This window comes from Methylobacterium sp. (assembly GCF_019750675.1).
Classification (GTDB): domain Bacteria; phylum Pseudomonadota; class Alphaproteobacteria; order Rhizobiales; family Beijerinckiaceae; genus Methylobacterium.
The window spans coordinates 1-16,276 of sequence record NZ_JAIEOF010000092.1 but is presented as its reverse complement, the minus strand read 5'-3'; the positions used below and the strand labels follow the sequence as shown (position 1 = coordinate 16,276).

The 16,276-nt window shown below is 69.4% G+C and carries 14 protein-coding genes; 11 read left to right on the top strand and 3 right to left on the bottom strand.

Annotation, left to right across the window (positions count from 1 at the left end; genetic code table 11):
* Positions 1-159 precede the first annotated feature (159 nt).
* The 3 genes from dapB to K2X24_RS04660 form a co-directional block, all read right to left on the bottom strand.
* Positions 160-957 carry a 4-hydroxy-tetrahydrodipicolinate reductase gene (dapB, locus tag K2X24_RS04670; RefSeq protein WP_292495166.1) on the bottom strand — a complete coding sequence of 266 codons (798 nt, stop codon included), beginning with the start codon at positions 955-957 and terminating at the stop codon, positions 160-162.
* Positions 958-1,022: 65 nt separating this feature from the next.
* Complete coding sequence (locus K2X24_RS04665; protein ID WP_292495165.1) at positions 1,023-1,712, bottom strand: MarC family protein; 690 nt, start codon at positions 1,710-1,712, stop codon at positions 1,023-1,025.
* Positions 1,713-1,716: 4 nt separating this feature from the next.
* Positions 1,717-2,451: a methyltransferase domain-containing protein gene (locus K2X24_RS04660; protein WP_238280059.1), complete on the bottom strand. Its 735-nt coding sequence runs from the start codon at positions 2,449-2,451 to the stop codon at positions 1,717-1,719.
* 221 nt (positions 2,452-2,672) lie between these two features.
* Here K2X24_RS04660 and gloB point away from each other — a divergent pair, with 221 nt between their 5' ends.
* The 11 genes from gloB (at position 2,673) to K2X24_RS04605 (ending at position 16,197) form a co-directional block, all read left to right on the top strand.
* Positions 2,673-3,470: a hydroxyacylglutathione hydrolase gene (gene gloB, locus K2X24_RS04655; protein WP_292495196.1), complete on the top strand. Its 798-nt coding sequence runs from the start codon at positions 2,673-2,675 to the stop codon at positions 3,468-3,470.
* Positions 3,471-3,730: 260 nt separating this feature from the next.
* Positions 3,731-4,360 (top strand): TetR family transcriptional regulator, encoded by a 630-nt coding sequence (locus tag K2X24_RS04650; protein WP_306424579.1) that lies wholly within the window; start codon positions 3,731-3,733, stop codon positions 4,358-4,360.
* Positions 4,361-4,632: 272 nt separating this feature from the next.
* Positions 4,633-5,595, top strand: a complete 963-nt coding sequence (gene mdh, locus K2X24_RS04645; protein WP_238280056.1) for a malate dehydrogenase — start codon at positions 4,633-4,635, stop codon at positions 5,593-5,595.
* A gap of 109 nt (positions 5,596-5,704) precedes the next feature.
* Positions 5,705-6,901, top strand: coding sequence for an ADP-forming succinate--CoA ligase subunit beta (sucC, locus tag K2X24_RS04640; protein ID WP_292495160.1), 1,197 nt, complete (start codon positions 5,705-5,707; stop codon positions 6,899-6,901).
* A gap of 26 nt (positions 6,902-6,927) precedes the next feature.
* Positions 6,928-7,260: a hypothetical protein gene (locus K2X24_RS04635; protein ID WP_292495158.1), complete on the top strand. Its 333-nt coding sequence runs from the start codon at positions 6,928-6,930 to the stop codon at positions 7,258-7,260.
* Between the two features lie 7 nt (positions 7,261-7,267).
* On the top strand, positions 7,268-8,152 hold the full coding sequence (sucD, locus tag K2X24_RS04630) for a succinate--CoA ligase subunit alpha (RefSeq protein WP_292495157.1): 885 nt from the start codon (positions 7,268-7,270) through the stop codon (positions 8,150-8,152).
* A 188-nt stretch (positions 8,153-8,340) separates the two neighbouring features.
* Entirely contained in the window at positions 8,341-11,313 is a 2,973-nt protein-coding gene (locus K2X24_RS04625) for a 2-oxoglutarate dehydrogenase E1 component (protein WP_292495155.1), read from the top strand.
* Positions 11,314-11,393: 80 nt separating this feature from the next.
* Positions 11,394-12,677, top strand: coding sequence for a 2-oxoglutarate dehydrogenase complex dihydrolipoyllysine-residue succinyltransferase (odhB, locus tag K2X24_RS04620; protein ID WP_238282891.1), 1,284 nt, complete (start codon positions 11,394-11,396; stop codon positions 12,675-12,677).
* Between the two features lie 114 nt (positions 12,678-12,791).
* Entirely contained in the window at positions 12,792-14,192 is a 1,401-nt protein-coding gene (gene lpdA / locus K2X24_RS04615; RefSeq protein ID WP_292495152.1) for a dihydrolipoyl dehydrogenase, read from the top strand.
* A gap of 129 nt (positions 14,193-14,321) precedes the next feature.
* Positions 14,322-15,308 carry an NAD(P)H-binding protein gene (locus tag K2X24_RS04610; RefSeq protein ID WP_292495150.1) on the top strand — a complete coding sequence of 329 codons (987 nt, stop codon included), beginning with the start codon at positions 14,322-14,324 and terminating at the stop codon, positions 15,306-15,308.
* Between the two features lie 61 nt (positions 15,309-15,369).
* Positions 15,370-16,197 carry a hypothetical protein gene (locus tag K2X24_RS04605; protein ID WP_292495147.1) on the top strand — a complete coding sequence of 276 codons (828 nt, stop codon included), beginning with the start codon at positions 15,370-15,372 and terminating at the stop codon, positions 16,195-16,197.
* Positions 16,198-16,276 lie beyond the last annotated feature (79 nt).

The window sequence follows — 16,276 nt, the reverse complement described above, 5'->3', positions numbered from 1 at the left end:
ACGATCCTCTTGGTCTCTGACGGGTTGGGTCTGCGAGACGGGGTGGGGGCTGGTATCTGCCACATGTTGCAGCGCAACGAAACCGTGACGCGCGCGCTCATGCGCGCCTGAATCTGAATGGGGGATGACGCAGGATCGGCGCTCGGTTCCGGGCTGGTATCAGAGCCCGAGCACGTCGGCCATGCCGTAGAGGCCAGGCGGCTTGTCGAAGGCCCAGAGGGCGGCCCGTACGGCACCGCGGGCGAAGATCGCCCGGTCCTCGGCGTGGTGGCTCACCGTGATGCGCTCGCCCGGTCCGGCGAAGACCACGCTGTGGTCGCCCACCACCGTGCCGCCGCGCAGGGTGGCGAAGCCGATGTCGCCCGGCCGGCGGGCCCCCGTATGGCCGTCCCGCGTCGAGACGCGGGTGTCGGAGAGCGCCACGCCGCGCCCCTCCGCCGCCGCCTCGCCCAGCAGCAGCGCGGTGCCGGAGGGAGCGTCCACCTTCATGCGGTGGTGCATCTCGACGATCTCGATGTCGAAATCCTCGCCGAGGGCCGCCGCCATCTTCCGCACGAGGCCCGCGACGAGGTTGACGCCCAGCGACATGTTGCCCGAGCGCACGATGCGGGCGTGGTGGGCGGCCGCGCTCAGCTTGGCGAGATCCGCCTCCTGCATCCCCGTGGTGCCGACCACGTGGACGATCCGGGCCTGGGCGGCGAGTTCGGCGAAGAAGGTGGTGGCGGCGGGCGCCGTGAAGTCGAGAACCCCTTCCGCCGCCGCGAAGACCGGCAGGGGATCGTCCGTGACGGGCACGCCGAGCGCGCCCACGCCCGCCAGCGTCCCGGCATCCTGACCCAGGGCGGGGGAGCCCTCCCGCTCGATGGCGCCCGACAGGGTGCAGCCCTCGGTCTCCGCCACCGCGCGGATCAGCATCCGCCCCATGCGCCCGTCGGCGCCGACCACCACGAGCCGCATGCTTGGCCTCGCCTTCCTGTCGCAATCGGGCCTGCGGTACAGCGTCGGGGCCCGGGGGACAAGGATCAGCGCCCCGCCTGCGCCAGCAGCGGACCGAGCACGTCGGTGACGCCGTTGACGGTGATCTGGGTGCCGACGCAGAGGAGCAGGAAGGCGAAGAGGCGCCCCAGCACCCGCGCGCCGACGGGGCCGATCCAGGTCACCACCCGGTCGGCCGAGCCGTAGGTGAAGCGCACCAGCACGGCGATGGCCAGGGCCGCCAGGGACATGCCGACGTAGAAGCCGATCCGCTCGGGGCCGGGCGCCGGCCGGTTGGAGCCGAGCGCGATGGCCACCGCGATGGTGCCGGGGCCGGTGGTGAAGGGCAGGGTGAGGGGGAAGAACGCGATCTCCGCCAGGTTTCCGGCGGGTTCGCGCGTCGCCTCCGCCTGCTTGCGGGCCTCGCGCGCCTCGGGGGCCGTCAGCAGCGTCCAGGCCGAGGCCGCCACAACGAGGCCGCCGGCGATGCGCAGGGCGCTGAGCGAGACGCCGAAGAAGTTGAGGATCGGCGCCCCCGCCCACAGGGCGGCCAGCATGATCAGCGCGGCGTAGAGGCCGATGCGCCGGGCGAGTTCCAGGCGCTCGCCATGCGAGTGGGCGGCCGCCACCTGCGCGAAGATCAGGGACGAGCCGACCGGGTTCACGATGGAGAACAGGGACGAGAAGGCGAGCACGAAGCTCTGGAGCGCCGCCTCGGGGGCGAAGAGGTTCAGCATGCGCTCAGCCGGGGGAGGGGGCCGGCACCAGCACGCGGGCCGGGGCGAGGCGGGTCGCTCGGCGCACCCGGCGCACGGCGACCGGGCGGTAGAGCTGCTTGGTGGCATCCACCACGTGCAGCCCGGCGAAGGGCATCGACAGGCCGGTGCCCATCCGCTCCCAGGCGCTCGCCGTGCGCAGCAGCAGGCGGTTCTCCACCGGGGGCATGTAGAGCGTCTCGGCCCAGCCCTCGGGGGAGAACTGGGTGGTGCGCATCAGCCGGGCGAGCTGCGAGCGGCTGTAGGGCTGGCCGTGCCCGAAGGGCGTCGCGTCGCGCCGGGCCCAGACGCCGCGCCGGTTCGGCACCACCAGGATCATGCGCCCGCCCGGGGTCAGCACCCGCCAGACGTCCTGCAGCAATTCGGTCGGGCTCTCCACGGATTCGAGCGCGTGAACGAGGATGACCCGATCCACCGCCGCCTCCGGCAGGGGCATCATGGTGGGGTCGGCCAGCGCCGAGCAGGAGCGTCCGCTGCCGGGCCAGTTCACCACCCCTTGGGTTGCCGGCATGAAGGCCAGCGTCCGCTCGGCGATGACGTGGACGGGGCCGAGATAGGGCGTGGCATAGCCGAGCCCCAGCACGCGCAGGCCCGAGACCGAGCCGAGGAAGCCGTGGATCGCACGCGCGACGATGCGGTGCGTCACGCCCCCGAGGGGGCTCGCGTAGAAGGCGCGCAGGTCAGTGACGTCGAGGCGCATGGGGCGGGTTTCGTGCGGCCGGCGCGGCGCGAAAAAACGGGTGCAGGGCATCAATGGGGGCCGCCGCCCCCCGCGACAAGCCCGGATCGGCCCCGGCCGCCCAAGGAGCGGGGGAAACCGGGCGGGGGAAACCGGGCGGGAGACACGCGCCCCCTGGACCCGGCGTGCGCGGGGACCATCTCCCGATGACCACCGATCTCCAGTCCGGCGAGGAGCCTCCCATGACCGCCCAGAGCCCCCCATCGTCCCCGGCCCCCGAGATCCGCACCTTTCTCTGCCGCAGCGACAATATCGGCGTGCTCGTCCGCGACCCCGCCACCGGGGCCTGCGCGGCCATCGACGTGCCGGAGGCGGGGCCCGTCCTGAAGGCCCTCGAGGAGACCGGCTGGACGTTGACCGACATCCTCGTCACCCACCGGCACGGCGACCACGTCGAGGGCATCCCGGAGGTGAAGCGCCGCACGGGGGCCCGGGTGACGGCGCCCCTGAAGGCGGGCGACGCGGTGCCGGAGGTCGACGTCACGGTGCGCGAGGGCGACGTGGTCCGGGTCGGCGACCTGACCGCGCAGGTCTGGGAGACGCCGGGACACTGCGCCGACCACGTCACCTACTGGTTCGCGGATGCGCGCGTGGTGTTCGCCGGCGACACCCTGTTCACCCTCGGATGCGGCCGGGTGATGGAGGCCGAGCCCGCCACCCTGTGGCGCTCCCTGGAGCGGTTCCTGCCCCTGCCGGACGACACGGCGGTCTATAGCGGGCACGATTACGTGCTCTCCAACGCGCGCTTCGCTCTCGCGGCCGAGCCCGGCAACGCCGCGCTCGCCGCCCGCGCGGCCGAGGCCGAGCGGGCCAAGGCGGAGGGCCGATTCCTGATCCCGAGCACGATGGGGGCGGAGCGTGCGACTAACCCGTTCCTGCGCGTCGGCGAGCCGAATCTCGCCCGAAGCGTGGATCTCGCACCCGGTACCCAGCCCTCGGTTGTCTTTACTGCACTAAGGGCCTGGAAGAACCGGTTCTGAGTCGTTAAAGGGGCGTTACAGCGAGGCTGGTGCTGTCATTGATGTTGGCCTCCTTGGACTTTCCGGTATGAAGCCCGCCTCTGACGAGGCGGAACCCGTCCGGAAGGTGCCGTCCCGTCCATCCACGAGCCCCGGTGTCCGATTTGATGCAGCCGCCTGGCCCGCCCTTCGCCTTCGGGCACGAGATCGACCTCAGCCTCGATCGGGGAAGTGAACCCTCGGAGGACCAGACGGCCCCGGAGAGCGCCGTCCGCATCACGGTGCCGCGCGTCGCCCGCCCGGCCCCACGGGCCGCGGCACCCCTGGCCGTCGATGCGCGCCTGCTCGCCGTCGCCACCGAGCACTTGCGCCGCCTCGGGCCCAAGCGGGTCACCGTGGTGGCCGTGGCGGCCGAGGCGGGCATGACGCACGCCAACGTCTACCGCTACTTCCCCTCGAAGGACGCGCTCCTCGATGCCGTGGCGGGGCGCTGGCTGCGCGACGTGGAGGCCGAACTCGCCCGCATCGCCGATGCGCCCGACCCGGCCGACGACAAGATCGAGCGCCTGCTCACCGCGCTCGCCAGCGTCCAGCGCGAGACCCTGGTCCACGAGCCGAACCTGTTCGCGGTCCACCTCGACGCCACCGTGGCCGCGCGGCCCATCGCCCGGCGCCACCGGGTGCGCCTGCGCAGCCTCGTGGAGCGCGTGGTGGAAGAGGGCATCGGGGCCGGGGCGTTCGTGGCGCGCGACCGCGAGCGGGCCATCGCCCACATCTTCGACGCGAGCTACCGCTTCACCCATCCGCTGGCGATTCAGCACGACGCGGACCTGCCGCGCGACCTCGTGGAAGCGCGTCTCGGCGCGGTGATCCTGGCCATTCAGAAAGTGCTGCGGACCGGCACGCTCTAGGTGAAGTGACAGATTCGAAATCTTGTCACTTGAGCTTTGCCGTCGAACGGCATCGCGTCGACGTTCCCTAAGCAACTGCGTGAACAAGGCTTTTTTCAACCGCGGTGCGAGGGGCGCCGACCAGGACTTGGCCCGAACCCTGCTTTGTAACGGGTGCCTCGGTTGAAGCTCTGGGCCTTTTCGGCCACACACCGCCGCAGCAACGCGCCGGTGGTTTTACGAGCCCCGAGCGACGTGACCCGTCACTTCAGACACGGAGGTTCGTTTCCCCCATGGCACGCAGCAAGATCGCGCTCATCGGCGCCGGACAGATCGGTGGAACCCTCGCGCATCTGGCGGGCCTGAAGGAACTCGGCGACGTCGTGCTGTTCGACATCGCGGATGGCGTCCCACAGGGCAAGGGCCTCGACATCGCCGAATCCGCGCCCGTCGACGGTTTCGACGCCAAGTACACCGGCGCCAGCGACTACGCGGCGATCGCGGGGGCCGACGTGGTGATCGTCACCGCCGGCGTGCCGCGCAAGCCCGGCATGAGCCGCGACGACCTGATCGGCATCAACCTCAAGGTGATGGAGGCCGTCGGCACCGGCATCAAGGAGCATGCGCCCGACGCCTTCGTGATCTGCATCACCAACCCCCTCGACGCGATGGTCTGGGCGCTGCAGAAGTTCTCGGGCCTGCCCACCCACAAGGTGGTCGGCATGGCCGGCGTCCTCGATTCCGCCCGCTTCCGCCACTTCCTCGCCGACGAGTTCAAGGTCTCGGTCGAGGACGTGACCGCCTTCGTGCTCGGTGGCCACGGCGACGACATGGTCCCGCTGGTGCGCTACTCCACCGTGGCCGGCGTGCCGCTCCCCGACCTGGTCAAGCTCGGCTGGACCAGCCAGGAGAAGCTCGACGCCATGGTCGAGCGCACCCGTAAAGGGGGCGGCGAGATCGTCAACCTGCTCAAGACCGGCTCGGCGTTCTACGCGCCCGCGGCGTCGGCCATCGCCATGGCCGAGAGCTACCTGCGCGACAAGCGCCGCGTGCTGCCCTGCGCCGCCTACCTCAACGGCGAGTACGGCGTCTCCGACATGTATGTCGGCGTGCCGATCGTGATCGGCGCGAACGGCGTCGAGCGCGTCCTCGAAGTCGAGTTCAACGGCGACGAGAAGGCGATGTTCGACAAGTCGGTCGGCGCCGTGAAGACCCTGATCGAGGCCTGCAAGGGCGTGAACCCCGCGCTCGCCTGACCACAGTGAGAAGCATCGCGCGTCGGCCGCTTTCGCGGCCGGCGCGACGGTGCCGGTGTCGTGTCCTGAACTCCCGCGCCCGGCGCCGGGACGAGGCGGAGAAACGTTCATGAACATTCACGAATACCAGGCCAAGGCGGTGCTGAAGGAATTCGGCCTGCCCGTTTCCAAGGGCGTGGCGATCTTCAAGCCGGAGGAGGCCGAGGCCGCCGCGAAGGAACTCGGCGGTCCGGTCTGGGTGGTGAAGTCGCAGATCCACGCGGGCGGCCGCGGCAAGGGCACCTTCAAGGGTGCGCCGGCCGGCGCCAAGGGCGGCGTGCGCGTCACCAAGTCCCTCGACGAGGTCAAGCAATTCGCCGGCGAGATGCTGGGCCAGACCCTGGTGACGATCCAGACCGGCGAGGCCGGCAAGCAGGTCAACCGCCTCTATATCGAGGAGGGCGCCCAGATCGAGGCGGAGTTCTACCTCTCGATGCTCGTCGACCGCGAGACCGGCCGGGTGGCCTACGTCGTCTCCACGGAAGGCGGCATGGACATCGAGACGGTGGCCCACGACACGCCGGAGAAGATCGTCACCTTCTCGGTCGATCCCGCCACCGGCGTGATGCCCCACCATGGCCGCCTCGTCGCCAAGACGCTCGGCCTCTCCGGCGCCCAGGCCAAGGAAGCCGGCGATCTGACCACCAAGCTCTACGAGGCGTTCACCGCCAAGGACATGAGCATGCTGGAGATCAACCCGCTGGTGCTCACCGGCGACGGCCACCTCAAGTGCCTCGACGCCAAGATCTCCTTCGATTCGAACGCCCTCTACCGTCACCCCGACATCGTGGCCCTGCGCGACGAGACCGAGGAGGACGCCAAGGAGATCGAGGCCTCGAAGTACGATCTGGCCTACATCGCCCTCGACGGCACCATCGGCTGCATGGTCAACGGGGCGGGTCTGGCCATGGCGACGCTCGACATCATCAAGCTCTACGGCGAGGAGCCGGCGAACTTCCTCGATGTCGGCGGCGGCGCTTCCGAGGAGAAGGTCACGGCGGCCTTCAAGATCATCACCGCCGACCCGCAGGTGAAGGGCATCCTCGTCAACATCTTCGGCGGGATCATGAAGTGCGACGTGATCGCCAACGGCGTGATCGCGGCGGTCAAGGCTGTCGGCCTCCAGGTGCCGCTGGTGGTGCGCCTCGAGGGCACCAACGTCGAGAAGGGCAAGGAGATCATCCGGAATTCCGGCTTGAACGTGATCCCAGCCGACGACCTGGATGATGCCGCGCAGAAAATCGTCGCCGCCGTGAAGAAGGGCTGAGGACGTTGCGCTTCGTAGCCACGAGCATGACCGCGATGCTTGCCCTGCCACTGGCTGGCTGCATCGAGCCCGACGATCCGGCACTCATCGCAGTGGCTCGTAAAACCTGCTCGCAACTTGCGAAGTCGCAACTCCAGAAGCTTTCTAATAGTCCAGACCTTGAACTCGCCGCCGTTGCAAATGTCGCGTCGGATCCAGAGCATAACGCATTCGAGTTCATCTGGTCGGAGGCTGACATCGTTGGCAGCCTCGCTACCGAAAAGAAAAGCGTTTGGTGCCGCGGCAATGCTGAAGCGAAGATTATCACGCAGCTCTCTGTGAGCGGCGACATCGTAATCGCGTCCGCGCAGACTTATTGAGGCTTGCATGTCCATCCTGATCGACGCGAACACCAAGGTCATCTGCCAGGGCTTCACCGGCAAGAACGGGACCTTCCACTCCGAGCAGGCCATCGCCTACGGCACCAAGATGGTCGGCGGCACCTCGCCCGGTAAGGGCGGCTCCAAGCACCTCAACCTGCCGGTCTTCGACACGGTGGCGGAGGCGCGGGAAGCCACCGGCGCGACGGCATCCGTCGTCTACGTGCCGCCGCCCGGCGCGGCGGACGCGATCTGCGAGGCGATCCAGGCGGAGGTTCCGCTCATCGTCTGCATCACGGAGGGTATTCCGGTGCTCGACATGGTGCGGGTCAAGCGCGCCCTGGAAGGCTCGAAGTCCCGCCTGGTGGGCCCGAACTGCCCCGGCATCGTCACGGCGGGCGCATGCAAGATCGGCATCATGCCGGCCAACATCTTCAAGCCCGGCTCGGTCGGCATCGTCTCGCGCTCCGGCACGCTGACCTACGAGGCGGTGTTCCAGACCACCAATGCGGGCCTCGGCCAGACCACGGCGGTGGGCATCGGCGGCGACCCGGTGAAGGGCACGGAGTTCATCTCCATGCTCGAACTGTTCCTGGCCGACGACAAGACCGAGTCGATCGTGATGATCGGCGAGATCGGCGGCTCCGCCGAGGAAGAGGCGGCGCAGTTCCTGGCCGACGAGGCCAAGCGCGGCCGCAAGAAGCCCATGGTCGGCTTCATCGCCGGCCGCACGGCGCCTCCGGGCCGCCGCATGGGCCATGCCGGCGCCATCATCTCGGGCGGCAAGGGCGGCGCCGAGGACAAGATCGCCGCAATGGAAGCGGCCGGCATCCGGGTCTCGCCCTCGCCGGCCCGCCTCGGCAGCACCCTCGTCGAGGTCCTGCGCGGCTGACACGCGGGGATCGCAGGCCTGAATTGCCCCGGCGTTCAGGTCCGCGACCCCATCTAAGCATGAGCGACGCGAGCCCGAGCCCGCGTCTTTCCCGGAAAATGCGATCTCCTCCGCGACCCGCGCCGAGGTGGATCGGGCAGGGGCCTCTCCGCTGGGGGCCCCTGCACAGCGGCAGGATGACCCGAACGATGGCACGCCAGGACGCGCTCGAAACCTCGTTCCTCTACGGCGGCAACGCCGCCTACATCGAGGAACTGCAGGCGGCCTACGCCCGTGATCCGAACTCGGTCGACCCCGAGTGGCAGACGTTCTTCCGGTCCCTGAACGAGGACAAGGGGCTTCCCGAGAAGAACGCGGCCGGCGCGTCCTGGGAGCGGCCGAACTGGCCGATCCACGCCAACGGCGAGATCGTCTCGGCGCTCGACGGCAACTGGGCCACCGTCGAGAAGGCCATCGGCGAGAAGATCCGCGCCAAGTCCGACACCGCGACGGCGCCCGCCAAGGGCGTCGTCATCGCCTCCGCCCCCGGCATTTCTGTGGAGCAGGCGACCAAGGATTCGGTGCGCGCGATCATGCTGATCCGCGCCTACCGCATGCGCGGCCACCTCCACGCCAAGCTCGATCCCCTCGGCCTCGCCCCGCGCGGCGACCACGAGGAACTGCACCCGCAGCATTACGGCTTCGAGGAGAAGGACTGGGACCGCCCGATCTTCCTCGACAACGTGCTCGGCCTCGAATTCTCGACCATCCGGGAGATCGTCGAGATCCTGGAGCGCACCTACTGCCAGACGCTCGGCGTCGAGTTCATGCACATCTCCAATCCGGAGGAGAAGGCCTGGATCCAGGAGCGCATCGAGGGCAAGGGCAAGGAGATCACCTTCACGCCCGAGGGCCGTCGCGCGATCCTGAACAAGCTGATCGAGGCCGAGGGCTTCGAGAAGTTCCTCGACCTCAAGTACACCGGCACCAAGCGCTTCGGCCTCGACGGCTCGGAGGCGATGATCCCGGCGCTCGAACAGATCATCAAGCGCGGCGGCGCGCTGGGCGCGGAGGAGATCGTCGTGGGCATGGCCCATCGCGGCCGCCTCAACGTGCTCACCAACGTGATGGCCAAGCCCTTCCGGGCGGTGTTCAACGAGTTCAAGGGCGGCTCGGCCAACCCCGCCGAGGTCGAGGGCTCCGGCGACGTGAAGTACCACCTCGGTGCCTCGTCGGACCGCTCGTTCGACGGCAACAACGTCCACCTGTCGCTCACCGCCAACCCGTCGCACCTCGAGATCGTCGATCCCGTGGTGCTGGGCAAGGTGCGGGCCAAGCAGGACCAGCGCGCCAAGCCCACGGTGGAGCGCACCCGCGTGGTGCCGCTGCTGATCCACGGCGACGCCGCCTTCGCCGGCCAGGGCGTGGTGGCCGAGTGCCTCGGCCTCTCCGGCCTGAAGGGCCACCGCACCGGCGGCTCGATCCACTTCATCATCAACAACCAGATCGGCTTCACCACCGATCCGCGCTTTTCGCGCTCCTCGCCCTATCCGTCCGACGTGGCGAAGATGGTGGAGGCGCCGATCTTCCACTGCAACGGCGACGACCCGGAGGTCGTGACCTTCGCGGCCAAGATCGCGATCGAGTACCGCCAGAAGTTCGGCAAGCCCGTCGTCATCGACATGCTGTGCTACCGCCGCTTCGGCCACAACGAGGGCGACGAGCCGGCCTTCACCCAGCCGAAGATGTACCAGCGCATCCGCAAGCACCCGACCGCGCTGGAGACCTACGGCAAGAAGCTCGTCGCCGAGGGCGTGCTCAGCCAGGAGCAGCTCGACACCCGCAAGGCCGAGTTCCGCGCCATGCTCGACGCCGAGCTCGAGGTCGCCACGAACTACAAGGCCAACAAGGCCGACTGGCTCGACGGCCGCTGGGCCGGCTTCAAGGCCGTGCGCGAGGACGTGGACGATCCCCGCCGCGGCAAGACCGGTGTCGCCGTGGAGACGCTGCGCGAGATCGCCCAGCGCATCACCACGCCGCCGCCCGGCTTCCACCTGCACCGCACCATCCAGCGCTTCTTCGACAACCGCGCCAAGTCGGTGGAATCCGGCAAGGGCATCGACTGGGCCACCGCCGAGGCGCTCGCCTTCGGCTCGCTCCTCATCGAGGGCAACCGGGTTCGCCTCTCGGGCCAGGACGTCGAGCGCGGCACCTTCTCCCAGCGCCACGCCGTGGTGATCGACCAGGAGAACGAGCAGCGCTACACCTCGCTGAACTCCATCCGCGAAGGCCAGGCCAGCCTGGAGGTCATCAACTCGATGCTCTCCGAGGAGGCGGTGCTCGGCTTCGAGTACGGCTACTCGGCGGCCGAGCCCAACGCCCTGGTGCTCTGGGAGGCGCAGTTCGGCGACTTCGCCAACGGCGCCCAGGTGGTCATCGACCAGTTCATCAGTAGCGGCGAGCGCAAGTGGCTGCGCATGTCGGGCCTGACCCTGCTGCTGCCGCACGGCTACGAGGGCCAGGGGCCGGAGCACTCCTCCGCCCGCCTGGAGCGCTTCCTGCAGATGTGCGCCGAGGACAACATGCAGGTCGCCAACTGCACCACGCCCTCGAACTACTTCCACATCCTGCGCCGCCAGCTGCACCGCGAGTTCCGCAAGCCGCTGATCCTGATGACCCCGAAGTCGCTCCTGCGCCACAAGAAGGCGGTCTCGCCGATCGAGGCGATGGCGGAGGGATCGAGCTTCCACCGCGTGCTGTGGGACGACGCCGAGCGCGACGAGGAGGGCGTCAAGCTCGTCAAGGACGACAAGGTCCGCCGCGTCGTGCTGTGCTCGGGCAAGGTCTATTACGACCTCTACGACGAGCGCGAGAAGCGCGGCGTCAACGACGTCTACCTGATGCGCGTGGAGCAGCTCTACCCGTTCCCCCTGAAGGCGCTCGCGGGTGAGATGGGCCGGTTCCGCAACGCCGAGGTTGTGTGGTGCCAGGAGGAGCCGAAGAACATGGGCTCCTGGGCCTTCGTCGAGCCCTACCTCGAATGGGTGCTGGGCCAGGCCCAGTCGCCGGTGAAGCGCGCGCGCTACGTGGGGCGCCCGGCCTCCGCCTCCACGGCGGTGGGCATGCTCTCGAAGCACCAGGCCCAGCTCCAGGCCTTCCTCAACGAGGCGCTGGCGGTCTGACCGCCGGCCCTTCCCGAACCTTCTCGATCCGTGGGCGCCGCGCGAACGGCGTCCCGAACCCTCCGGACGGACACTGAACCATGGCAACCGATATCGTCGTCCCGACCCTGGGCGAATCCGTGAGCGAGGCCACCATCGGCCGCTGGTTCAAGAAGCCGGGCGACACCGTGGCGGCCGACGAGCCCCTGGTGGAACTCGAGACCGACAAGGTCACCCTGGAGGTGAACGCGCCGGCGGCGGGCCAGCTCGGCGAGATCCTGGCCAAGGACGGCGAGACGGTGGAGGCCGGCGCGCTGCTGGGCTCGATCGTCGAGGCGTCCGGCGACGCCAAGGCGGCTGCCCCGAAGAAGGCCGAAGCGCCCGCCGAGGCGAGCAAGAAGGCGGATGCCGCGCCCGCCACCGAATCCTCGGCCGCCTACGGCAATCACGGCGACGCCGCTCCCCAGGCGACCCGCGAATCCGGCGACCACGGCCCCGCGGTGGCCAAGATGGCGCGCGAGTCGGGCATCGACCCCGCGACCCTCAACGGCAGCGGCAAGGACGGCCGCGTCACCAAGGGCGACATGCTGGAAGCCAGCGCCAAGGGTCCGTCCGCCCCGGCGCCGGCCCCCGCCCGCGAGGCCAAGCCGGCCGCTCCGCGCGCGCCCTCGAAGCCCGACGATGCGGCGCGCGAGGAGCGCGTGCGCATGACGAAGCTGCGCCAGACCATCGCCCGCCGTCTCAAGGACGCGCAGGACACCGCCGCGATGCTGACGACGTTCAACGACGTCGACATGTCGGCCGTGATGGCGATGCGGAGCCAGTACAAGGACATCTTCGAGAAGAAGCACGGCACCAAGCTCGGCTTCATGGGCTTCTTCACCAAGGCGGTGATCGGTGCCCTCAAGGACGTGCCGGCGGTGAACGCCGAGATCGACGGGCAGGACCTCGTCTACAAGAACTACTACCACATCGGCATCGCCGTCGGCACCGACAAGGGCCTCGTGGTGCCGGTGGTGCGCGACGCCGACGACCTCTCGATCGCCGGGATCGAGAAGAAGATCGCGGGCTTCGGCAAGAAGGCCCGTGACGGCAAGCTCTCCATCGACGAGATGCAGGGCGGCACCTTCACCATCACCAACGGCGGCATCTACGGCTCGCTGATGTCGACCCCGATCCTCAACGCGCCGCAATCCGGCATCCTCGGCATGCACCGCATCGAGGAGCGCCCGGTGGTCCGCGCCGGCAAGATCGAGGCGCGGCCGATGATGTATCTCGCCCTGTCCTACGATCACCGCATCGTCGATGGGAAGGAGGCCGTGACCTTCCTCGTGCGCGTCAAGGAGGCGCTGGAGGATCCGGCACGCCTCGTGCTCGACCTCTAAGGCCCGGCAGCTACCGTCCGCCGGCCGCGCCCCCGCGCGGCCGGACGCTTCCGCGCGCTTCGTCCATCGATGGTGGGGCATGACCCGCCGCCCAATCCAGCGAGTCGAATTTCCATGTCCTACGATCTCGTCGTCATCGGCACCGGCCCCGGCGGTTACGTCTGCGCCATCCGCGCCGCCCAGCTCGGCCTCAAGACCGCCGTGGTGGAGAAGCGGGCCGCCCATGGCGGCACCTGCCTCAACGTCGGCTGCATTCCCTCCAAGGCCCTGCTGCACGCCTCGGAGGCCTTCGAGGAGGCGGGCAAGCACTTCGCCGACATGGGCGTGATCGTGAACGCGCCCGAACTCGACCTCGCCAAGATGATGACCTTCAAGCAGGACGGCGTCGACGGCAACACCAAGGGCGTCGAGTACCTGCTCAAGAAGAACGGCATCGACGCCTATCGCGGCACCGCGCGGCTCGCGGGTGCGGGCCGCGTCGAGGTGCTGTCGGAGGACGGCGGCAACCAGCTCCTGGAGACGAAGAACGTCGTCATCGCCACGGGCTCGGACGTCACGAAGCTCCCCGGCGTCACCATCGACGAGACCATCGTCGTCTCCTCCACCGGGGCGTTGACCCTGGAGAAGGTCCCGGGCAAGCTCCTCATCATCGGCGCCGGCGTCATCGGCCTCGAACTCGGCTCGGTCTGGCGCCGCCTCGGCTCCGAGGTGACCGTGGTCGAGTATCTCGACCGGATCCTGCCGGGCATGGACGGCGAGGTCGGCAAGCAGTTCCAGCGCATCCTCGGCAAGCAGGGCATGCAGTTCAAGCTCTCGTCGAAGGTCACGGGCGTCGAGGTCAAGGACGGGGCCGCCACCGTCACGGTGGAGCCCGCCGCCGGCGGCGAGGCCGAGAAGCTGGCCGCCGACGTGGTGCTCGTGGCCATCGGCCGGGTGCCCTACACCGAGGGCCTCGGCCTGGAGACGGTGGGCGTCGGCCTCGACAACAAGGGCCGCATCCAGACGGACAGCCACTACGCCACCAACGTCACCGGCATCTACGCCATCGGCGACGTCATCGCCGGGCCGATGCTGGCCCACAAGGCCGAGGACGAGGGTGTCGCCGTGGCCGAGTTGCTCGCCGGCCAGTCGGGCCACGTGAATTACGGCGTGATCCCGAACGTGGTCTACACCTATCCGGAGGTCGCCTCGGTCGGGAAGACGGAGGAGGAACTCAAGAAGGACGGCATCGCCTACAACAGCGGGAAATTCCCCTTCACGGCCAACGGCCGCGCCAAGGTGAACCACACCACGGACGGCTTCGTGAAGATCCTGGCCGACGCGACCACCGACCGGGTGCTCGGCGTCCACATCGTCGGCGCGGATGCGGGCAACCTCATCGCCGAAGTCGCGGTGGCGATGGAGTTCGGGGCCTCCGCCGAGGACGTCGCCCGCACCTGCCACGCCCACCCGACCCTCACGGAAGCCGTGAAGGAAGCCGCCCTCGCCGTGGGCAAGCGCGCGATCCACATCTGAGCGGGAAGCGGGCCGGGCCGCGCGGCGGACCCGGCCCGGACGCGTTGACGGGGCGACGCGAATGACCGTTCACTCCCTCCGATGTCCGAGCGAACGCAAGACGCCGAAACGCGAGACGCCGCAGCGTCCTTGAGCGGAGATTCCGCGAACCGGACGCGCCCGCGGCGTGTTCTCGTTCTCGGCGGCACGGGCACGATCGGTCGTGCGACCGTGCGGGCGCTGGTCTCGCGCGGCCACGAGACCGTCTGCCTCGTCAGGCCCGGCGCCGAGGCGCGCACGCCCGAGGGCGCCACCGCCCGGATCGCGGACGTGACCGACCCGGCGTCGCTGGCGCGCGACGGCCTGCGCGGCGAGCGCTTCGACGTCCTGGTCTCGTGCCTGGCCTCGCGCACCGGATTGCCCGCCGACGCCTGGGCGATCGACCACCGGGCGCAGGTGAACGCGCTTCGCGCGAGCGAGGCGGCCGGCGTGCGTCACGTGGTGCTGCTCTCGGCGATCTGTGTCCAGAAGCCGGTCCTCGCCTTCCAGCACGCCAAGCTCGCCTTCGAGGCCGAACTGATCGCGTCGGGCCTCGACTACACGATCGTGCGACCCACGGCCTTCTTCAAATCGCTGTCGGGGCAGGTCGAGCGCGTAAGGCGCGGAAAGCCCTTCCTGGTCTTCGGCAACGGCGCGATCACGGCCTGCAAACCGATCGCCGACGACGACCTCAGCGCCTACCTCGCCGAATGCCTCGACCGCGACGACCGGCGCAACCGCATCCTCCCGATCGGGGGACCGGGCGCGGCGATCACGCCGCGCGCGCAGGGCGAGCACCTGTTCGCCCTGCTGGGACGCGAGCCGCGCTTCACCCATGTCCCCGTGGCGCTGCTCGACGTGATCGTGACGATCCTGGCGATTCTCGGCCGCTGGCTGCCGGCCCTGGCCGCCAAGGCCGAACTCGCGCGCATCGGGCGCTACTACGCCACCGAGTCCATGCTGGTCCTCGACCCGGCGACCGGGCGATACGATGCGCATGCCACGCCCTCGACGGGGTCGCAGACGCTGTTCGACCATTACGCGCGCCTGGTCCGGGGTGAGGTGACGAACGAGCGCGGCGACCACGCCGTATTCTGATCCTGCGGGCCTGCCCGCCCTGGCGTGGGCTCAGGCCAGCGCCCATCACCAGAGGCCGAACATGATCAATCTCCCCGATCCTCTGACCCGCCCCGCGCTGCTCAAAGTCTACCGCCCGATCCGGACCGCGATCCAGACGGTCCTCGCGGCGGCCGTCGATCGATGCGGCAAGCCGGATTTCGATCGCGCCGCGAAGCATCTCGGCCTCGTGGATGCGGAGCAAATGGCCGTCGAAGACACGGCCGCGATGCTCTGCGACATCGCCCTGTTCGAGCCGAATCAGCGTGGCCGCCGGGCCTACGACAGGTTTCTCGCGGGTGGCGCCGAAGCCCTGGACCCGCCGGAGCGCGCCGTGGCGGAGCGGCTCGGCGGGGCGTTCTTCTCCGTGTTTCGGGTCGCGGAACGGCACGCGTTCGGCGGTGTCTGGGTCGAGAACCTCCTCGATGGCGACCGCCGGTTCTGGCTCATGGACGAGGGCCTGGAGGCCTCCGCCTCAGAGGGGACGGTGATCGGCCTGCGCGTCTTCGATGTCGGGCCGTTCCATGCCGGCCTCGGCCTCATCGTGGACCCCGATCCGGCCATGGTCGGATTCTGCATCGAGGCCGCCGCGCGGGGGAACCCCCTGCCCGTGCGCCACTCCCTGGCGGCGACGTTCTACGGCGACGCGATCGCGGAGGCCACGATGCCCGTCATGCTGGGGTCCATGGTGGAGGAGGTGGCCGCAATGAATGAATCGGAGCGGCGCGCGGCGCTCGACGGTCTCGACCGCCTGGTCGATCCGAACTCGCCCGGGGATGCGGAACTCCGCGACCTCCTGGTCAGTCTGGTGGGGGCCGTGCCCCCACCGGTCGCGCCTCCGCCGACATCCCGGCGGAAGCGACGGCGCTGACCCTACGTCATGGTGGGCATGACGAAGTCGGCGCCGGCGCGGATGCCGGTGGGCCAGCGGGTGGTGATGGTCTTGAGGC

Excerpts from the sequence above, each read along its gene's own strand:
- lpdA (WP_292495152.1), top strand. The coding sequence starts at position 12,792 with ATGTCCTACGATCTCGTCGTCATCGGCACCGGCCCCGGCGGTTACGTC.
- K2X24_RS04635 (WP_292495158.1), top strand. The coding sequence starts at position 6,928 with ATGACCGCGATGCTTGCCCTGCCACTGGCTGGCTGCATCGAGCCCGAC.
- sucC (WP_292495160.1), top strand. The coding sequence starts at position 5,705 with ATGAACATTCACGAATACCAGGCCAAGGCGGTGCTGAAGGAATTCGGC.
- sucD (WP_292495157.1), top strand. The coding sequence starts at position 7,268 with ATGTCCATCCTGATCGACGCGAACACCAAGGTCATCTGCCAGGGCTTC.
- K2X24_RS04605 (WP_292495147.1), top strand. The coding sequence starts at position 15,370 with ATGATCAATCTCCCCGATCCTCTGACCCGCCCCGCGCTGCTCAAAGTC.
- odhB (WP_238282891.1), top strand. The coding sequence starts at position 11,394 with ATGGCAACCGATATCGTCGTCCCGACCCTGGGCGAATCCGTGAGCGAG.
- gloB (WP_292495196.1), top strand. The coding sequence starts at position 2,673 with ATGACCGCCCAGAGCCCCCCATCGTCCCCGGCCCCCGAGATCCGCACC.
- mdh (WP_238280056.1), top strand. The coding sequence starts at position 4,633 with ATGGCACGCAGCAAGATCGCGCTCATCGGCGCCGGACAGATCGGTGGA.
- dapB (WP_292495166.1), bottom strand. The coding sequence starts at position 957 with ATGCGGCTCGTGGTGGTCGGCGCCGACGGGCGCATGGGGCGGATGCTG.
- K2X24_RS04625 (WP_292495155.1), top strand. The coding sequence starts at position 8,341 with ATGGCACGCCAGGACGCGCTCGAAACCTCGTTCCTCTACGGCGGCAAC.
- K2X24_RS04665 (WP_292495165.1), bottom strand. The coding sequence starts at position 1,712 with ATGCTGAACCTCTTCGCCCCCGAGGCGGCGCTCCAGAGCTTCGTGCTC.
- K2X24_RS04660 (WP_238280059.1), bottom strand. The coding sequence starts at position 2,451 with ATGCGCCTCGACGTCACTGACCTGCGCGCCTTCTACGCGAGCCCCCTC.